13 protein-coding genes are annotated in these 13857 nt (G+C 74.1%); 11 read left to right on the forward strand and 2 right to left on the reverse strand.

What is annotated here, in order from left to right:
* Positions 1 to 7 precede the first annotated feature (7 nt).
* From ACFWTC_RS25115 to ACFWTC_RS25130, 4 genes are all read left to right on the forward strand, one after another.
* Positions 8 to 1606: a GMC family oxidoreductase gene (locus tag ACFWTC_RS25115; protein ID WP_383928185.1), complete on the forward strand. Its 1599-nt coding sequence runs from the start codon at positions 8 to 10 to the stop codon at positions 1604 to 1606.
* A gap of 5 nt (positions 1607 to 1611) precedes the next feature.
* Positions 1612 to 2697, forward strand: coding sequence for a glycine betaine/L-proline ABC transporter ATP-binding protein (locus ACFWTC_RS25120; RefSeq protein ID WP_384074624.1), 1086 nt, complete (start codon positions 1612 to 1614; stop codon positions 2695 to 2697).
* A 52-nt stretch (positions 2698 to 2749) separates the two neighbouring features.
* Positions 2750 to 4909, forward strand: a complete 2160-nt coding sequence (locus ACFWTC_RS25125; RefSeq protein ID WP_383928190.1) for an ABC transporter permease subunit — start codon at positions 2750 to 2752, stop codon at positions 4907 to 4909.
* Between the two features lie 103 nt (positions 4910 to 5012).
* Positions 5013 to 5894, forward strand: coding sequence for an ABC transporter substrate-binding protein (locus tag ACFWTC_RS25130; RefSeq protein WP_383928222.1), 882 nt, complete (start codon positions 5013 to 5015; stop codon positions 5892 to 5894).
* A gap of 110 nt (positions 5895 to 6004) precedes the next feature.
* On the opposite strand, the gene ACFWTC_RS25135 is transcribed toward ACFWTC_RS25130, so the two are convergent.
* Positions 6005 to 7219: a S8 family serine peptidase gene (locus ACFWTC_RS25135; protein ID WP_383928193.1), complete on the reverse strand. Its 1215-nt coding sequence runs from the start codon at positions 7217 to 7219 to the stop codon at positions 6005 to 6007.
* A gap of 311 nt (positions 7220 to 7530) precedes the next feature.
* Here ACFWTC_RS25135 and ACFWTC_RS25140 point away from each other — a divergent pair, with 311 nt between their 5' ends.
* The 3 genes from ACFWTC_RS25140 (at position 7531) to ACFWTC_RS25150 (ending at position 11032) form a co-directional block, all read left to right on the forward strand.
* Positions 7531 to 9843, forward strand: a complete 2313-nt coding sequence (locus ACFWTC_RS25140) for an FUSC family protein (protein WP_383928196.1) — start codon at positions 7531 to 7533, stop codon at positions 9841 to 9843.
* 122 nt (positions 9844 to 9965) lie between these two features.
* Entirely contained in the window at positions 9966 to 10490 is a 525-nt protein-coding gene (locus ACFWTC_RS25145; RefSeq protein WP_383928199.1) for a GNAT family N-acetyltransferase, read from the forward strand.
* Between the two features lie 116 nt (positions 10491 to 10606).
* The gene (locus tag ACFWTC_RS25150; RefSeq protein WP_383928201.1) at positions 10607 to 11032 is read left to right on the forward strand and encodes a hypothetical protein; all 426 of its coding nucleotides are present in this window, start codon (positions 10607 to 10609) and stop codon (positions 11030 to 11032) included.
* Between the two features lie 60 nt (positions 11033 to 11092).
* On the opposite strand, the gene ACFWTC_RS25155 is transcribed toward ACFWTC_RS25150, so the two are convergent.
* A complete protein-coding gene (locus tag ACFWTC_RS25155) occupies positions 11093 to 11224 on the reverse strand; it encodes a hypothetical protein (RefSeq protein ID WP_383928204.1) in 132 nt (43 codons plus the stop codon).
* Positions 11225 to 11589: 365 nt separating this feature from the next.
* Here ACFWTC_RS25155 and ACFWTC_RS25160 point away from each other — a divergent pair, with 365 nt between their 5' ends.
* From ACFWTC_RS25160 to ACFWTC_RS25175, 4 genes are all read left to right on the forward strand, one after another.
* A complete protein-coding gene (locus ACFWTC_RS25160; RefSeq protein WP_383928207.1) occupies positions 11590 to 12390 on the forward strand; it encodes a maleylpyruvate isomerase N-terminal domain-containing protein in 801 nt (266 codons plus the stop codon).
* Positions 12391 to 12556: 166 nt separating this feature from the next.
* Complete coding sequence (locus tag ACFWTC_RS25165) at positions 12557 to 12895, forward strand: hypothetical protein (RefSeq protein ID WP_383928210.1); 339 nt, start codon at positions 12557 to 12559, stop codon at positions 12893 to 12895.
* A gap of 144 nt (positions 12896 to 13039) precedes the next feature.
* Positions 13040 to 13252 (forward strand): DUF4287 domain-containing protein, encoded by a 213-nt coding sequence (locus ACFWTC_RS25170; RefSeq protein ID WP_383928213.1) that lies wholly within the window; start codon positions 13040 to 13042, stop codon positions 13250 to 13252.
* Positions 13253 to 13543: 291 nt separating this feature from the next.
* A partial coding sequence (locus ACFWTC_RS25175) for a hypothetical protein (protein WP_384074627.1) occupies positions 13544 to 13857 on the forward strand: 314 nt, incomplete at its 3' end.

Raw genomic sequence — 13857 nt, forward strand, 5'->3', positions numbered from 1 at the left:
GACCCACATGACCACGGAAACGCACACCTCCACCCCCGCCACCTCCGCCCCCACCACGGCCGCGGCGCACCGCGGCGGCGGGACCGAGCAGGAGTACGACTACGTCGTCGTCGGCGGCGGAACCGCCGGCTCGGTGATCGCCTCCCGCCTCACGGAGGACCCGAACGTCACGGTCGCCGTCATCGAGGGCGGCCCCAGCGACGTCGACCGCCCCGACGTGCTGACGCTGCGCCGCTGGATGGGCCTGCTCGGCGGCGAGCTCGACTACGACTACCCCACCACCGAGCAGCCGCGCGGCAACTCCAACATCCGGCACAGCCGGGCCCGCGTGCTCGGCGGGTGCTCCTCGCACAACACCCTCATCGCGTTCAAGCCGCTGCCCTCCGACTGGGACGAGTGGTCCGAGGCGGGTGCCGAGGGATGGCACGCGGCCGCCATGGACCCCTACTTCGACCGGCTCCTGAACAACGTCGTTCCCGTCGGCGAGGACGACCGCAACGCCATCGCCCGCGACTTCGTGGACGCGGCGCAGGCGGCGCTCGGAGTACCGCTCGTCGAGGGCTTCAACCGCAAGCCCTTCCACGAGGGCGTCGGCTTCTTCGACCTCGCCTACCACCCGGAGACCAACAAGCGCTCCTCCGCGTCGGTGGCGTACCTCCACCCGGTGATGGACGCCCGGCCGAACCTGCGGCTGCTGCTGGAGACCTGGGCGTACCGCCTGGAGCTGGACGGAACCCGGGCGCGCGGCGTGCGCGTACGGGCCGCGGACGGTACGGAGTCGCTGATCAGCGCTCGCCGCGAGGTGCTGGTGTGCGCCGGCGCCGTCGACACGCCGCGCCTGCTGCTGCACTCCGGCATCGGACCGCGCGGAGCGCTGGAGGCGCTGGGGATACCCGTCGTCCACGACCTGCCCGGCGTGGGGGAGAACCTCCTCGACCACCCGGAGTCGGTCATCGTCTGGGAGACCGACGGCCCCATCCCGGAGAACTCGGCGATGGACAGCGACGCGGGACTGTTCGTCCGCCGCGACCCCGAATCGCCGGGCCCCGACCTGATGTTCCACTTCTACCAGATCCCCTTCACGGACAACCCGGAGCGCCTGGGCTACGAACGCCCCGCGCACGGCGTCTCGTTGACCCCGAACATCCCCAAGCCCCGCAGCCGCGGCCGCCTCTACCTGACGAGCCCGGACCCCGAGGTCAAGCCGGCCCTGGACTTCCGGTACTTCACGGACGAGGACGACTACGACGGCCGCACCCTGGTCGACGGCATCAAGCTGGCCCGGAGGATCGCCGCGGCCGAGCCCCTCGCGGGCTGGCTCAAGCGGGAGGTCTGTCCCGGACCGGAGATCACCAGCGACGAGGCCCTGAGCACGTACGCCCGCTCCGTCGCGCACACCGTCTACCACCCTGCGGGCACCTGCAAGATGGGCGCCGCCGACGACGACACGGCCGTCGTGGGACCCGACCTCAAGGTCCGCGGCCTCGACGGCATCCGGATCGCGGACGCCTCGGTCTTCCCGACGATGCCCGCGGTCAACCCGATGATCGGAGTTCTCATGGTCGGCGAAAAGGCCGCCGAGCTGCTGGGGGGCGAGACCCGGTGACCGCGATGACCCACGACCCGGCCGCGCCCGACGCCGCCGCCACCCCCGTCTTCTCCGTGGGCGGCCTCTGGAAGGTCTTCGGCCCCAAGGCCGCGGCCGCGAAGGTCCCCGGCTCGGAGCACGCCCAGCTGCCCCCCGCCGAACTCCGCGAGGCCACCGGCTGCACCGCGGCCGTCCGCGACGTGAGCTTCGACGTCCGCAAGGGCGAGGTCTTCGTCGTGATGGGCCTCTCCGGCTCCGGCAAGTCCACCCTGGTGCGCTGTCTGACCCGACTGATCGAGCCCACCGCCGGGACGCTCTCCATCGACGGCGAGGACGTCCTCGCCATGGACGCGGCCCGGCTCCGCGAGCTGCGCCGCCACCGGGCGGCCATGGTCTTCCAGCACTTCGGCCTGCTGCCGCACCGCACCGTCCTCGACAACGTCGCGTACGGCCTGGAGATCCAGGGCGTCGGCCGGGCCGAGCGCCGGGCCCGGGCCGCCGAGATGGTCGCCAAGGTCGGCCTCGGCGGCCTGGAGGACCGCCGTCCCGGACAGCTGTCCGGCGGACAGCAGCAGCGCGTCGGACTCGCCCGCGCCCTCGCCGCGGACCCCGAAGTCCTGCTGTTCGACGAGCCGTTCAGCGCACTGGACCCGCTCATCCGGCGCGAGATGCAGGACGAGGTCGCCCGGCTGCACCACGACGAGGGCCGCACCATGGTCTTCATCACCCACGACCTCGCCGAGGCGCTGCGCCTCGGCGACCGGATCGCGCTGATGCGCGACGGCCGCATCGTGCAGCTCGGCACCCCCGAGGAGATCGTGGGCTCGCCCGCCGACGACTACGTGCGGGAGTTCGTCCGCGACGTGCCGCGCGAACAGGTCCTCACCGTACGCAGCGCCATGCGCCCCGCGGCGGCCGGCGAGGCCGACCAGGGCCCGGCGCTCGCCCCCGCCACGACCGTGGTCGAGGCCATCGAAGCGGTTGCCCGCACCGGCGGCCCCGCCCGGGTCGTGGACCGCGGCCAGTGCCTCGGCGTCGTCGACGACGCCGCGCTGCTCGCGGTGGTGGCCGGACTCCCGGTCCCGGCCGCTCGGGAGGTGGCCGCGTGATACGCCGCCCCCCCTGCGCGCCCCCCGTCCCCGGCACGGGCAGGTGGTGCGCATGACCGCCGCCACCCCCTCCTCCGTGCGCGACCCCCGCGACCCGCGCGACTCCGGCCGCCCCCAGGCCCCCGGCACCGGCCGCGGCCGCCCCGACGCCCGCGGGGACGGCTCGGCCACCGCCGGCGACCGCGACGCCCGGGAGGCCCGCGACGCCCGCGACACCCGGACGGACGGCGACGGGCCCGCCCGCCGCCACGTCTCCACCGGCAGGCCTCCGGCCGCCCGCCTCACCGCCCTGTTCAGCCACCGCGCCGCCCGCAAGCTCCTGCCGCTCGCCGTCGCCGCGGCGCTGCTGGTCCCGCTCGCCCTCGCCTTCCCCGGCGCCGGCGGCTGGCCCGCCCAGCTCGCCGTCGACCTGTCCGGCCCGCTCGGCCGCGCGGGCGACTGGATCATCGACCACCGGGACAGCCACCCCCTGTTCCTGTACTTCTTCGGGCACGTCAGCAACGCCGTCGTGATCTGTGTCCGCGCCGTCTACACGGTGCTGCTCGCCGCCGGCTGGCTCGGCGTCACTGCCTTCGCCGGTTTGGTCGCCTGGCGCCTCGCGGGCATCCGGCTCGCCCTGACCTGCGTCGCCGCGTTCGCCGCCTGCGGACTGCTCGGCATGTGGGTGCCGACCATGCAGACCCTCGCCCTGATGGCCGTCGCCGTCACCGCGGCCGTCGCCGTCGGCGCCCTGCTCGGCCTCGCCGCCGGGCTGTCCCCGCGCACCGACCGCGCCCTGCGCCCCCTGCTCGACACCATGCAGGTCCTCCCCGCCTTCGCCTACCTGCTCCCGATGGTGCTGGTCTTCGGCATCGGCGTCCCCGCCGCCGTCCTCGCCACCGTCGTCTACGCGGCTCCGCCGATGGCCCGGCTCACCGCGCTCGGCCTGCGCGACGCCGACGCGGGCGTCCTGGAGGCCTCCGCCTCGCTCGGCGCGACCGGACGCCAGCGGCTGTTCAGCGCGCGGCTCCCGCTCGCCCGACAACAGCTCCTGCTCGGCGTCAACCAGGCCATCATGACCGGGCTGTCCATGGCCGTCATCGCCTCCGTGATCGGCGCCGGCGGCCTCGGCGACCGCGTGTACCAGGCCCTCGCCTCCGTGGACGTGGGCGCGGCCCTCGCCGCCGGCATCCCGATCGTGCTGCTGGCCGTCGTCCTGGACCGCACCGCCGACGCGGCCGGCAACCGGCTCGGCGCCACCCCCGACCCCGCCCGCGAGAAGCACCTGCTGCGCCGTGTGTTCGGCGGCTGGTACGGGCGCCTGCTGACCGTGCTGGCGGCCGTCGCCGCCTCCGTCGCGGGCCGCATCGCGGACACCACCCTGTGGCCCGAGTCGTGGACCGTCCCCATCGCCGAGCCCGTCAACCGGGCCGTCGCCTGGATGACCGCCCACCTGTACTCCGGAGTGCCCGTCGTCGGCGGCACCGCCGACTGGTCGGCCCGCTTCACCGGCTGGGTCCTCGACCCGCTGCGCACCGGGCTGCAGGCCGCCCCCTGGTGGACCCTGCTGCTCCTCGCCGGAGCCGTCGCCCTCCTCGTGGGCACCTGGAGGACCGCGCTCACCGCGGTCCTCGCCCTCGCGGCCATCGGCGTGCTCGGCGTCTGGGAACCCTCCCTCGACACCCTCTCGCAGGTCCTGGCCGCCGTCGCCGTGACCCTGGTCCTCGGCTTCGCCATCGCCGTCGGCGCCGCCCGCAGCGCCCGCGCCCAGCGGCTGCTGCGCCCGGTGCTCGACGTCTGCCAGACCCTGCCGCAGTTCGTCTACCTCATCCCCGTGGTCGCCCTGTTCGGCGTCGGCCGCGCCCCGGCCGCGGCCGCGGCCATCGTGTACGCGCTGCCCGCGGTCATCCGCATCACCACGCAGGGTCTCGGCGAGGTCAACCCGGCCGCGATGGAAGCGGCCCGCTCCCTCGGCGCGACCCGCTCGCAACAGCTGAGGCAGGTCCAACTGCCGCTGGCACGCCCGGCGCTGCTCCTCGCCGTCAACCAGGCCGTGGTCCTGGTCCTCGCCGTCGTCATCATCGGCGGCCTGGTCGGCGGTGGCGCGCTCGGCTACGACGTCGTCCTCGGCCTCGCCCAGGGCGACCTGGCCACCGGTCTGGTGGCCGGCGCCGCGATCGTCTGCCTCGGCCTGCTGCTCGACCGCGTCACCCAGCCCGCGAAGGAGGCCTGACATGCCCGCCCGATCCCCGCGCACCAGCCGGCGCCGCCGTCTCGCCGCCGTACTCGCCGCCACGACCGGCCTCGCCGTCCTCAGCGGTTGCGGCGCCGCCGACATGACCCGCCAGTCCTCCCCGTACGCCGCCGCCCACGGCGCCAAGACCGTCACGCTCTCCGTGCAGTCCTGGGTCGGCGCCCAGGCGAACACCGCCGTGGCCTCCTACCTGCTCGAACACGAGCTGGGGTACCGCGTCGACACCGTCCAGGTGGACGAGGTGCCCGCGTGGGACGCCCTCAGCCAGGGGCGCGTCGACGCGATCCTGGAGGACTGGGGCCACCCCGAGCAGGAGGACCGGTACGTCAAGGGGAAGAAGACCATCACCCCCGGCGGGGACCTCGGCGTGACCGGCCACATCGGCTGGTTCGTGCCGACGTACTTCGCCGAGGAGCACCCCGACGTCACCGACTGGAAGAACCTCGACAAGTACGCCGACCAGCTGCGCACGCCCGAGAGCCGCGGCAAGGGCCAGCTGATGGACGGCTCCCCGTCGTACGTCACGAACGACAAGGCCCTGGTGAAGAACCTCGACCTGGACTACGAGGTCGTCTTCGCCGGTTCCGAGGCCGCCCAGATCACCCAGATCAAGCAGTTCGCCAAGGAGCGCAAGCCGTTCCTGACCTACTGGTACACCCCGCAGTGGCTGTTCGAGCGCGTCCCGATGACCGAGGTGAAGCTGCCCGAGTACAAGGAGGGCTGCGACGCCGACCCGGAGAAGGTCGCCTGCGCCTATCCGCACACCCCGCTGCAGAAGTACCTCAACACGCGCTTCTCGGAGTCGGGCGGCAAGGCCGCCGCGTTCCTGAAGAAGTTCCACTGGGGCGTGGAGGAGCAGAACGAGGTGTCCCTCATGATCGCCGAGGAGAAGCTGCCGCCGGAGCAGGCGGCGAAGAAGTGGGTGGAGAACAACCGCGAGGTGTGGGAGCCGTGGGTCCGCTGACCCCGCCCCCCTCCCGGGCGTGATCCGCCGCCCCCGCCCCGCCCTGCCGGGCACAGGCCGAGGCCCCCGGACCCTGATCGGGTGCGGGGGCCTCGGGCTGTGGGGAGGTGTTACTCGGCGGACACCTTGAGCAGCTTGTTGGGGGTGCCGCTGCTCGGGTTGGTGATCTTCCCGGCCGTCGCGCCGGAGGTCAGGGCCTCGGTGACCTCGGCCGGCGACGCGCCCTTGTGTCCGGCCAGGTAGACGGCCGCCGCACCGACGACGTGCGGGGTCGCCATCGAGGTACCGGAGATGGTCTTGGTACCGGTGTCGCTGTCGTTCCAGGCCGAGGTGATGTCCGAGCCCGGGGCGTACAGGTCGACGATCGAGCCGAAGTTGGAGAACGGGGACTGCGAGTCGTCAGCCGCGCTCGACGCCACCGTCACCGCCTCCGGAACCCGCGAGGGCGAACCCTGGCCGGCGTCGGAGGACTCGTTGCCCGCCGCGACGCCGAAGGTGACACCGGCGGCTATCGCCCGGCGCACCGCCTCGTCGAGCGCCTCGTCGGCGCCGCCGCCGAGGCTCATGTTGGCCACGGAGGGACCGCTGTGGTGCTGCGTGACCCAGTCGATGCCGGCCACGACCTGCTCGGTGCTGCCCGACCCGTTGTCGTCCAGCACCCGGACGGCGACGATCTTGGCCTTCTTGGCGACACCGTGGGACGTGCCCGCGATGGTTCCGGCGACGTGCGTGCCGTGGCCGTTGCCGTCGTCGGCGATCTCGTCGTTGTCGATGGCGTCGAAGCCGTGCTCGGCCCGTCCGCCGAAGTCCTTGTGGCTGATCCGCACGCCGGTGTCGATGACGTACGCGGTGACGCCCTCACCGCCCGCGTCGGGGTAGGTGTACTTCTGGTCCGCTGCGGTCCCCTCCTGGTCGATGCGGTCCAGGCCCCACGAAGGAGGGTTCTCCTGGGTGGCGTTGATGGTGAACTTCTTGTTCTGGACGACCTTGTCCACGGTCGGGTCGGCGGCCAGACGCTTGGCGTCCGTCTCCGAAAGCCCGGACGCGGAGAAGCCGTTGATGGCAGATGCGTATTCGCGCTGCACCTCACCACCGTACTTCTTGGCAAGTGCCTTCTTGTCGGCCGACTTGTCGAGGATGACGATGTAACTGCCGCTCAGCGCACCGGGTGCGCCCAGTCCGTAGACCGTTCCCTCGGCCGGTGTCGCAGCGCCGGCCAGGGGGGAGAGCAACAAGGTCACGCCGGCTGCCGTCGCGGCTCCCGTGACGACTGCCAGGACCCGAACTCCGCGGGAACGGGTGCGTGCGTGCTTGTGAGTTGACATGTAGAGGGTTCTCCTCGTGTTTGACGTGTGGGGCGTCAAGCGTTGTCGTGCAAACCCTCCGGAGCCGGAAGATCTCCGGGAGTTGATCGAAACCATGGTCGATTCGCGGAGGTGATTCAAGGTCACTTCGGCCCTGGGGAATATTCAACAAGGTTTCTTAAAGGGAACTCCCCGTCCGCTCCTCGGAACGGTCACACTCTTCGAACCTTCTCCACGGGATGGTCACTTCTCGTGTGCGTTCGCGAATGCCCGTCCCCGCCGGTCGTGGGATCCTGGAACCCGGGGACCGCGAGCGGGGAGGCGGAGCCGGTATGGGCACGAACACGGATACGGGCACCGACACGGTGAACGGCGGCGGCGAGGACACGGGAGCCCGCGGGCCCTCGGCGCTCGCCCGGGCGGTGGCGCAGGTGCGCGCGGGGACCGGCCCGACAGCGGCGACGGCCCGCCGGGCCGTCCGGGTCACCCTCGCCGCCTGCGCCGGCTTCTACGTCTTCCTGTACGAGCTGGACCGCCCCGTCTCCGCCACGTACGCCCTGTTCGCCGCCGTGTCGCTCGCCGCCCTGTCCCGGATCCCGGGCACCGGCCGCCAGCGGGCCGCCCAGCTCGTCCGGGTCCTGCCCGTGGCCTGCGCCCTGGTGACCGTCGGCACCTTCCTCGCCGTGCGCACGTGGACCGCCGTGGCCGGCATGCTGGTCATCGGCTTCTGCCTGGCCTTCGCCTCGGCGGGCGGCCCGCGCCCCGCCGGCACGGCCCCGGGGCTCCAACTGCTCTACATCCTGCCGTGCTTCCCCCCGTACGTACCGGGCGACCTCGGCGAGCGGCTCGCGGGCACCGCCACGGGCATCGTGCTGCTGATCCTGGCCGAGGCGTACGTCCTGCCCGACCCGCGCGTCCCCTCCTACCGGCACCGGGCTGCCGACGCCGCCACGACCGCCGCGCGGTGCGCCGCCGCGCTGCGCGAGCCCCCGTACGCCCTGCCCGCGGTGCTCGCCGAGCGGGCCAGGGACACCGGCGAGGCACTGCGGCCGTCCCAGGTCCCGGAAGCGGAGCGCCCGGCCGGCCCCGGGGTGCACGAGCGGGCGCTGGCGCACACCGGGCTGGTCGCGCGAACCCTGCTGGTCCGGCTCCGGGCCCTGCCCGGCCCGCTCGCGGGTACCCGCCCCGACGCCTCGGGCCTGGCCCTGATCCGCTCGGTGGAACGCGCCGCCCGGGCGTCCGCCGCACTGCTGTCGGACGGCCGCCCCGCGGCGGACGCCGGGCGGGCGGCGCGCGGGCTGGTGCACGACCGGACCGAGTCCGCGCGGCTCCTGCCGCCCGCCCCGGCCGACCGCCGCCGCCAGGCCGCGCTGCTGGAGGTGGCGGACGCGGCCCTGGTGCTCGGCACGGCCGCGGACATCGCCGTCCGGGGGCGCAGCGCCCTCCCGGAGGGCGATCCCGGCCGTTTCTGGTACGCCCGGCCGAGCGCCCTCCGGCTGTGGTGGATCCGGCTGTCCGGGCACGCGGGACCGCGGTCCGTCCACTTCCAGAACGCCGTACGGATCAGCCTGGCGCTGGCGGCCGCCCGTGCGGTGGCCGGGCTGGACTCCCTGCCGCACGGCTTCTGGGCGATGCTCGCCGTCCTCAGCCTGACCCGGACCACCGCCGTCCAGACCCGCACCACCGTGCGCGCCGCCCTGATCGGGACCTGCCTGGGCGCCCTCGCCGCCGGGACCGTCCTCACCCTGGCCGGCGCGACGAGCCTGCCGTACGCCATCGCACTGCCGCCCCTGATGCTCGTCGCCTTCTTCGTCGGCCCGGTGCGCGGCGTGGGGTGGGCACAGGGGCTGTTCACGCTGGTCGTCGCGGTGGCGTTCGCGCAGCTGGCCCCTGCCACCTGGCAGCTGGCCGAGTACCGGTTCCTGGACGTTCTGGTGGGCAGCGTCATCGGCCTCGCCTGCGGACTGCTCGCGTGGCCGCGGGGCGCCCACGACGAGGTGGGCCGGGCCGTGGCCCGGCTGCTGCGGGCCGCCGCCGCCGAGGTCACGACCACCACGCGCGCCGTCACCCCGGCCGGCGGGCGCCCCGCGGACGGCGTGGCGGACCCGTACGCCGGCGGCCCGTTCGGCGGCGACGACCCGGACGTCCAGCACGCGCTGGTGCTCGCCGAGTCGGCCTACGCCCAGTACCAGGGCGAGGCGCAGCGCCATGCCGGACCGAGCCCGGACTGGCAGAGCGCGCTGATGGCGGGCCACCACGTGCTGTGGGGCGCCCGACGGGTGCTGGCGGCGGCGGAGGAGGGCTCGCCGCCGGACCCGCGGGCGGACGCCAGGGTGCGGGCTTACGGCGCCTGGGTGGCGGAGGGCTTCGCTCTCGCCGCGGCCCGGTTCGACGCACCGAAGGCCGTGCGGGCCCGCGCGGCCCCGGAGCCCGCCGCGGGCGTGGGTGCGCGGGCGGGTGCGGGCGGGCCGCAGCCGTCGGACGCCACGCTCGACGCGCCCCCGCTGTTCTTCACGGCCGTCGCGTGGCTCGACTCGCTCACCGCGGACCTCGCCCGCATGGCGGCGGCCCACGCGGTCGAGGCCCCGCTGCCCGGCCGCGGCCGGCCGCGGCCCCCGAACGGATCGGCCGGAACCGCCGCCTGACCACCGTCGCCGCCGGATCCGGGCCCCGCCCCGCTCAGCCGGTCACGCTTCGCTGCGGCGGCGCCGCCGAGGTGGCCGGCAGGGGCGCTGGGGTCGGATGATCGGACTGTTATCGTCCGGACATGCCTGAGCTGATCACACCGACCCCGCGCCTGCACGCTTCCTGGCTCGCCGCGCGTGAGGAGTGGGGGGACGACGCCCACATGGACGGAGCCGGCCTCGGCTCCGACGACGACGTGGAAAGCCCCGACGGCTTCGCGGCCTGGGTGGAGCGGCTGCGCTCGTACGGGGACCGCACGCTCCCGGTCGAGCAGGGGCGGGTCCACGCCACCTACTGGTGGATCGCCGAGGGCGACACCTACCTCGGCGCCATCGACCTGCGGCACTACCTGAACGGGTTCCTGCTCGACGCGGGCGGTCACATCGGCTACAGCATCCGGCCCTCGGCGCGCCGGCGCGGGCTGGCGACCTGGGCCCTGGCCCAAGTCCTGTACGAGGCGCGGCTGCTCGGCATCGACCGGGTCCTGCTGACCTGCGACCCGGGCAACCGCGGGTCGATGCGGACGATCGAGTCCAACGGCGGCGTCCTGGAGGACGTGCGGGAGACCCTGATCGGTCCCAAGCGCCGGTACTGGATCGACCTCTAGACTAGGCGATCCGCCGTCCCCGTGACAGGGCCCCTCCCGGCCTGATGGGATGACCGGTGGGGCCCCGGGCGGAGCCCCCGCCGACCGTCCCGGCCCGCCGAGTGGAGGAACCGCGTATGCCCCAGGACCTGACCGTACGGGTGAAAGAACTGCTGGACGGCATGGGCCTCCAGGGGGCCGGGGCCGAACTTGACGCGGGCCGGGCGGTCACCCTCTCCGTCGGCGCGGGCAACCTGATCACGATCATGAGGATGGACGACACGCTGGTGCTCGGCGCGGCGCTCGCCGAACACGACGAGCAGACGCTGCTGCGGGCGGCTCCGGAGCTGCTGGAGATCGTCGCGAGGACCACCCCGCCCCCCGCCTTCGCCGCCGGCTCCCTCGTCCTGGAGACGGCGGGCCGGCCCTTCCGCCTCGGCGGCCACCTGGACCCGCAGACCGTCGGCTCCCCGCAGGACGTGGCCGAGGCCCTCGGGTTCCTCATCAACCTGCTGGACTACGTGAACACCGCGACCGCGCGGAGCGCCGGCCGCAACCCGTGACCGCGACCGTGAAGGCGGTCCGACCGCGCCGCGACCCGCGGCCTCGGCCGGTGAACCTCCTCAGCGCTTCGGCAGCCGGGCGGGGGCGGCGCCGAAGGCCGAGTCGCGGCGCCGGTCGAACTCCTCGTCGGTGAAGACCGCCGCGGTGTGGTCGACGGGAATCCCGGAGCTGGGCGTCGAAGCTCTTCCCATCGCGGGTGCGGAACTCCTCGTCCGGTGGTGACGGGATCCGTCGCCGGAGCGGTGCGGCACAGGCCGGGAAGGGCGGTGCTCCCGCGGCCGCCTGTGTTCACGCCTGTGCCGGTGCGTGTGTCCGTCGCTGTCGCTGTCGCTGTCGCTGTCGCGGTGTGCGTGCGTGTGCCGGCCGGTGTGCCCGTCATGGTGTCGTCCCCGTTCGAAGAAGTGCCCTCGGGGCCCTCAGGATCCGGGGCGGCGCGGGGCCGGGACCATCCGGCGGCCCAGCCGGTCCGGGGCGGGGCCGACCCGAATACTCCCCGGGCGCCGGCGGGCGGGGAATATCGCTGTCGGAGCGCCGGAGCGGGTGATAGACATCCCGAGTGCACGAGACTCTTGAATTCCCCGATCTGCTGCGGCTGATAGCGGAACGGTCGGCCGCCTTCCGCGCCGCGGTCGCCTCCGCGCCGAGCCTCGACGTGCAGGTGCCCACCTGCCCCGACTGGACGCTGTTCGATCTGGTGCGGCACCTGGGCGAGGGGCGCCGCTCCTGGGCCGCCACTGTGGCCGCGGGGCCCGGCGCCACGGCCAAGTCCGCACCCGAGGGCGCCCCGGACGTGCCCCGGGAACGCGAGGCCCTGCTGGCGTGGTCGGCCGCCTCGACGCAGGAACTGCTGGACGCACTGCGCGAGGCCGGCCCGGATCGCGGCGTCTGGACGTGGTGGGGCACCTCGCAGTCGCCGCAGACCAGCGCCGCCGTGGCCCGGCACCAGCTCCAGGAGATCGCGGTGCACGGCTACGACGCCCAGGTCACCGCGGGCGCCCCGCAGCCGCTGCCGGACGAGGTGGCACTCGACGGCGCCGAGGAGTTCCTGTCCACCTGCTGCGCCACGCCGAGCGCCTGGCCGCACCAGCCCACCGCCTTCGACTTCCACGCCGCCGAGGGCCGCTCCTGGCGCCTGAAGGCCGACGGCGACGGCGCACGCGCCACCCGCCTCCCCGCTCCCGGAACGCCGCCCGACGCCGGTGCCGGTACCGACGCGGGCCCGGCCGGCGTCTCCGTCCACGGCACGGCCGGTGAACTGGTCCTCTTCATGTACGACCGGATCCCGGCACGGTCCCTGCGGATCGACGGAGACGCGGGGCTGATCGACCTGCTCCGCGCGTGGGAGCCGGAGGAGTAGTACGTGACGGTGCGCCGCCTCCTCCACTCGGGACACCTCGTGTCACACGTGCCCCATGCGGCACCCGCCCGATAGTGGGGCGGTGAGCGACAGGTCGGAGGGGTGCGGGCGTGCCGGAGACTGAACGGCCTGGTCGGGCCGTGCGCGAGCGCGGGCGTTCGCGGCCGTGGAGGCAGCGACGGACTGGCTGCCCGGATACCCGTTCGTGTTCCGGGCCCTGGCCCGGCGGATCGGCGAACCCGGCCGTACGTACGTCCCGGGGGAGCGGCTGACCGTGAGGCTGCGCCGCACGGACGGCACCTCGCAGGAGGCGCGCAACCACGCCTGGCACCCCGGCATCCTGCCGGACCTGCTGGAGCGGGCCGGGTTCCGCGACGTCATCCAGCCCCGGCCTACCGTCGACGAGGCCCGTACCGTGGCCGATCCGGGCCTCGCGGGCAGCCGGGCGTGGGCCGCGGAGCGGGAGCGGCCGCCCCTTGTGGTCACGACGGGCCTGGCGGTCTGACCCGGAAGGCGGCGATCCGATCCGGGACATGTCCCGCCCGTGTTCCCTCGGACCGATGATTTCGTGCGCCCGCCGACGTCTACAGGGGTGACGGGTCCTTCGCAGCGGGCGGAGGCCGCCCGAAGAGCAGACGGGACACACGACATGAGCGAGCCGGTGAAGGGCCCTGCCAGCTACTTCCCCTCCATCGAGAAGAAGTACGGACGCCCGGTCGCGGAGTGGAAGGAGCTCATCCGCTCCTCGCCGCTGACCAGGCACATGGAGATCGTCTCCTGGCTGAAGACCGAGCACGGGCTCGGCCACGGCCACGCGAACGCCCTCGTCGCGCACACCCTGGCGGAGGACAGCGGCAGGTGACCGGGCGTGCCGCCCGGATGGATCGGCGGGAGACCGGAGCCGGGCGGTGGCCGGCGCACCCCCACGGGCGGGCGGTGGCGGTGGGTGACGGGGCAGGGCTGTTCGGCCGCCCGCCCGCCACCCTCCGCAGGCGGAATGTTTCTGGTCTATATCTGCACATTCCGGACAGCGGTCTGAAAGAGAGTCAACGTGAGGCGCACGGACCGCCCCACCCCCACCGACCCGTCCCCCGCACGCTCCCGCAGCCCCCGGGGCTGACGACGGCTCGCCGTCCTCGCCCTGGCGTCCCTGATGGCGCTGACGGCCGGCACCGCCACCGCGCAGGGCGTGTGGATCACGGTTCCGTCGATGCCGGCGGCACCGTCCGCGCTCGGCGGCGCCACCGCGAACTGCCCGGAGGGCCTCCAGGGCAAATGCGTGTACGCGGTACCCGGCACCGGGATCCCGGCGGACCTGGCGGCGTACAGCCCGGCCGTCAACACCTGGGCCACGCTGCCCGCGGTGAAGCCCCCCCCGTTATGTTTTTCGTGGTCCTGCAATGGGGCCGCTGGCCTCCGGGCCCGGTATGACTGTGTCCCCTCTGTCGAACGAATGACCTGGGGGGT

Origin of the sequence: Streptomyces sp. NPDC058619 (genome assembly GCF_042717785.1) — a bacterium.
GTDB lineage: Bacteria > Actinomycetota > Actinomycetes > Streptomycetales > Streptomycetaceae > Streptomyces.

Coding starts and splice junctions, on each gene's coding strand:
- ACFWTC_RS25125 (WP_383928190.1), top strand. CDS start 2,750: ATGACCGCCGCCACCCCCTCCTCCGTGCGCGACCCCCGCGACCCGCGC.
- ACFWTC_RS25170 (WP_383928213.1), top strand. CDS start 13,040: ATGAGCGAGCCGGTGAAGGGCCCTGCCAGCTACTTCCCCTCCATCGAG.
- ACFWTC_RS25150 (WP_383928201.1), top strand. CDS start 10,607: ATGCCCCAGGACCTGACCGTACGGGTGAAAGAACTGCTGGACGGCATG.
- ACFWTC_RS25145 (WP_383928199.1), top strand. CDS start 9,966: ATGCCTGAGCTGATCACACCGACCCCGCGCCTGCACGCTTCCTGGCTC.
- ACFWTC_RS25120 (WP_384074624.1), top strand. CDS start 1,612: ATGACCCACGACCCGGCCGCGCCCGACGCCGCCGCCACCCCCGTCTTC.
- ACFWTC_RS25130 (WP_383928222.1), top strand. CDS start 5,013: ATGACCCGCCAGTCCTCCCCGTACGCCGCCGCCCACGGCGCCAAGACC.
- ACFWTC_RS25135 (WP_383928193.1), bottom strand. CDS start 7,219: ATGTCAACTCACAAGCACGCACGCACCCGTTCCCGCGGAGTTCGGGTC.
- ACFWTC_RS25115 (WP_383928185.1), top strand. CDS start 8: ATGACCACGGAAACGCACACCTCCACCCCCGCCACCTCCGCCCCCACC.
- ACFWTC_RS25140 (WP_383928196.1), top strand. CDS start 7,531: ATGGGCACGAACACGGATACGGGCACCGACACGGTGAACGGCGGCGGC.
- ACFWTC_RS25155 (WP_383928204.1), bottom strand. CDS start 11,224: ATGGGAAGAGCTTCGACGCCCAGCTCCGGGATTCCCGTCGACCACACC.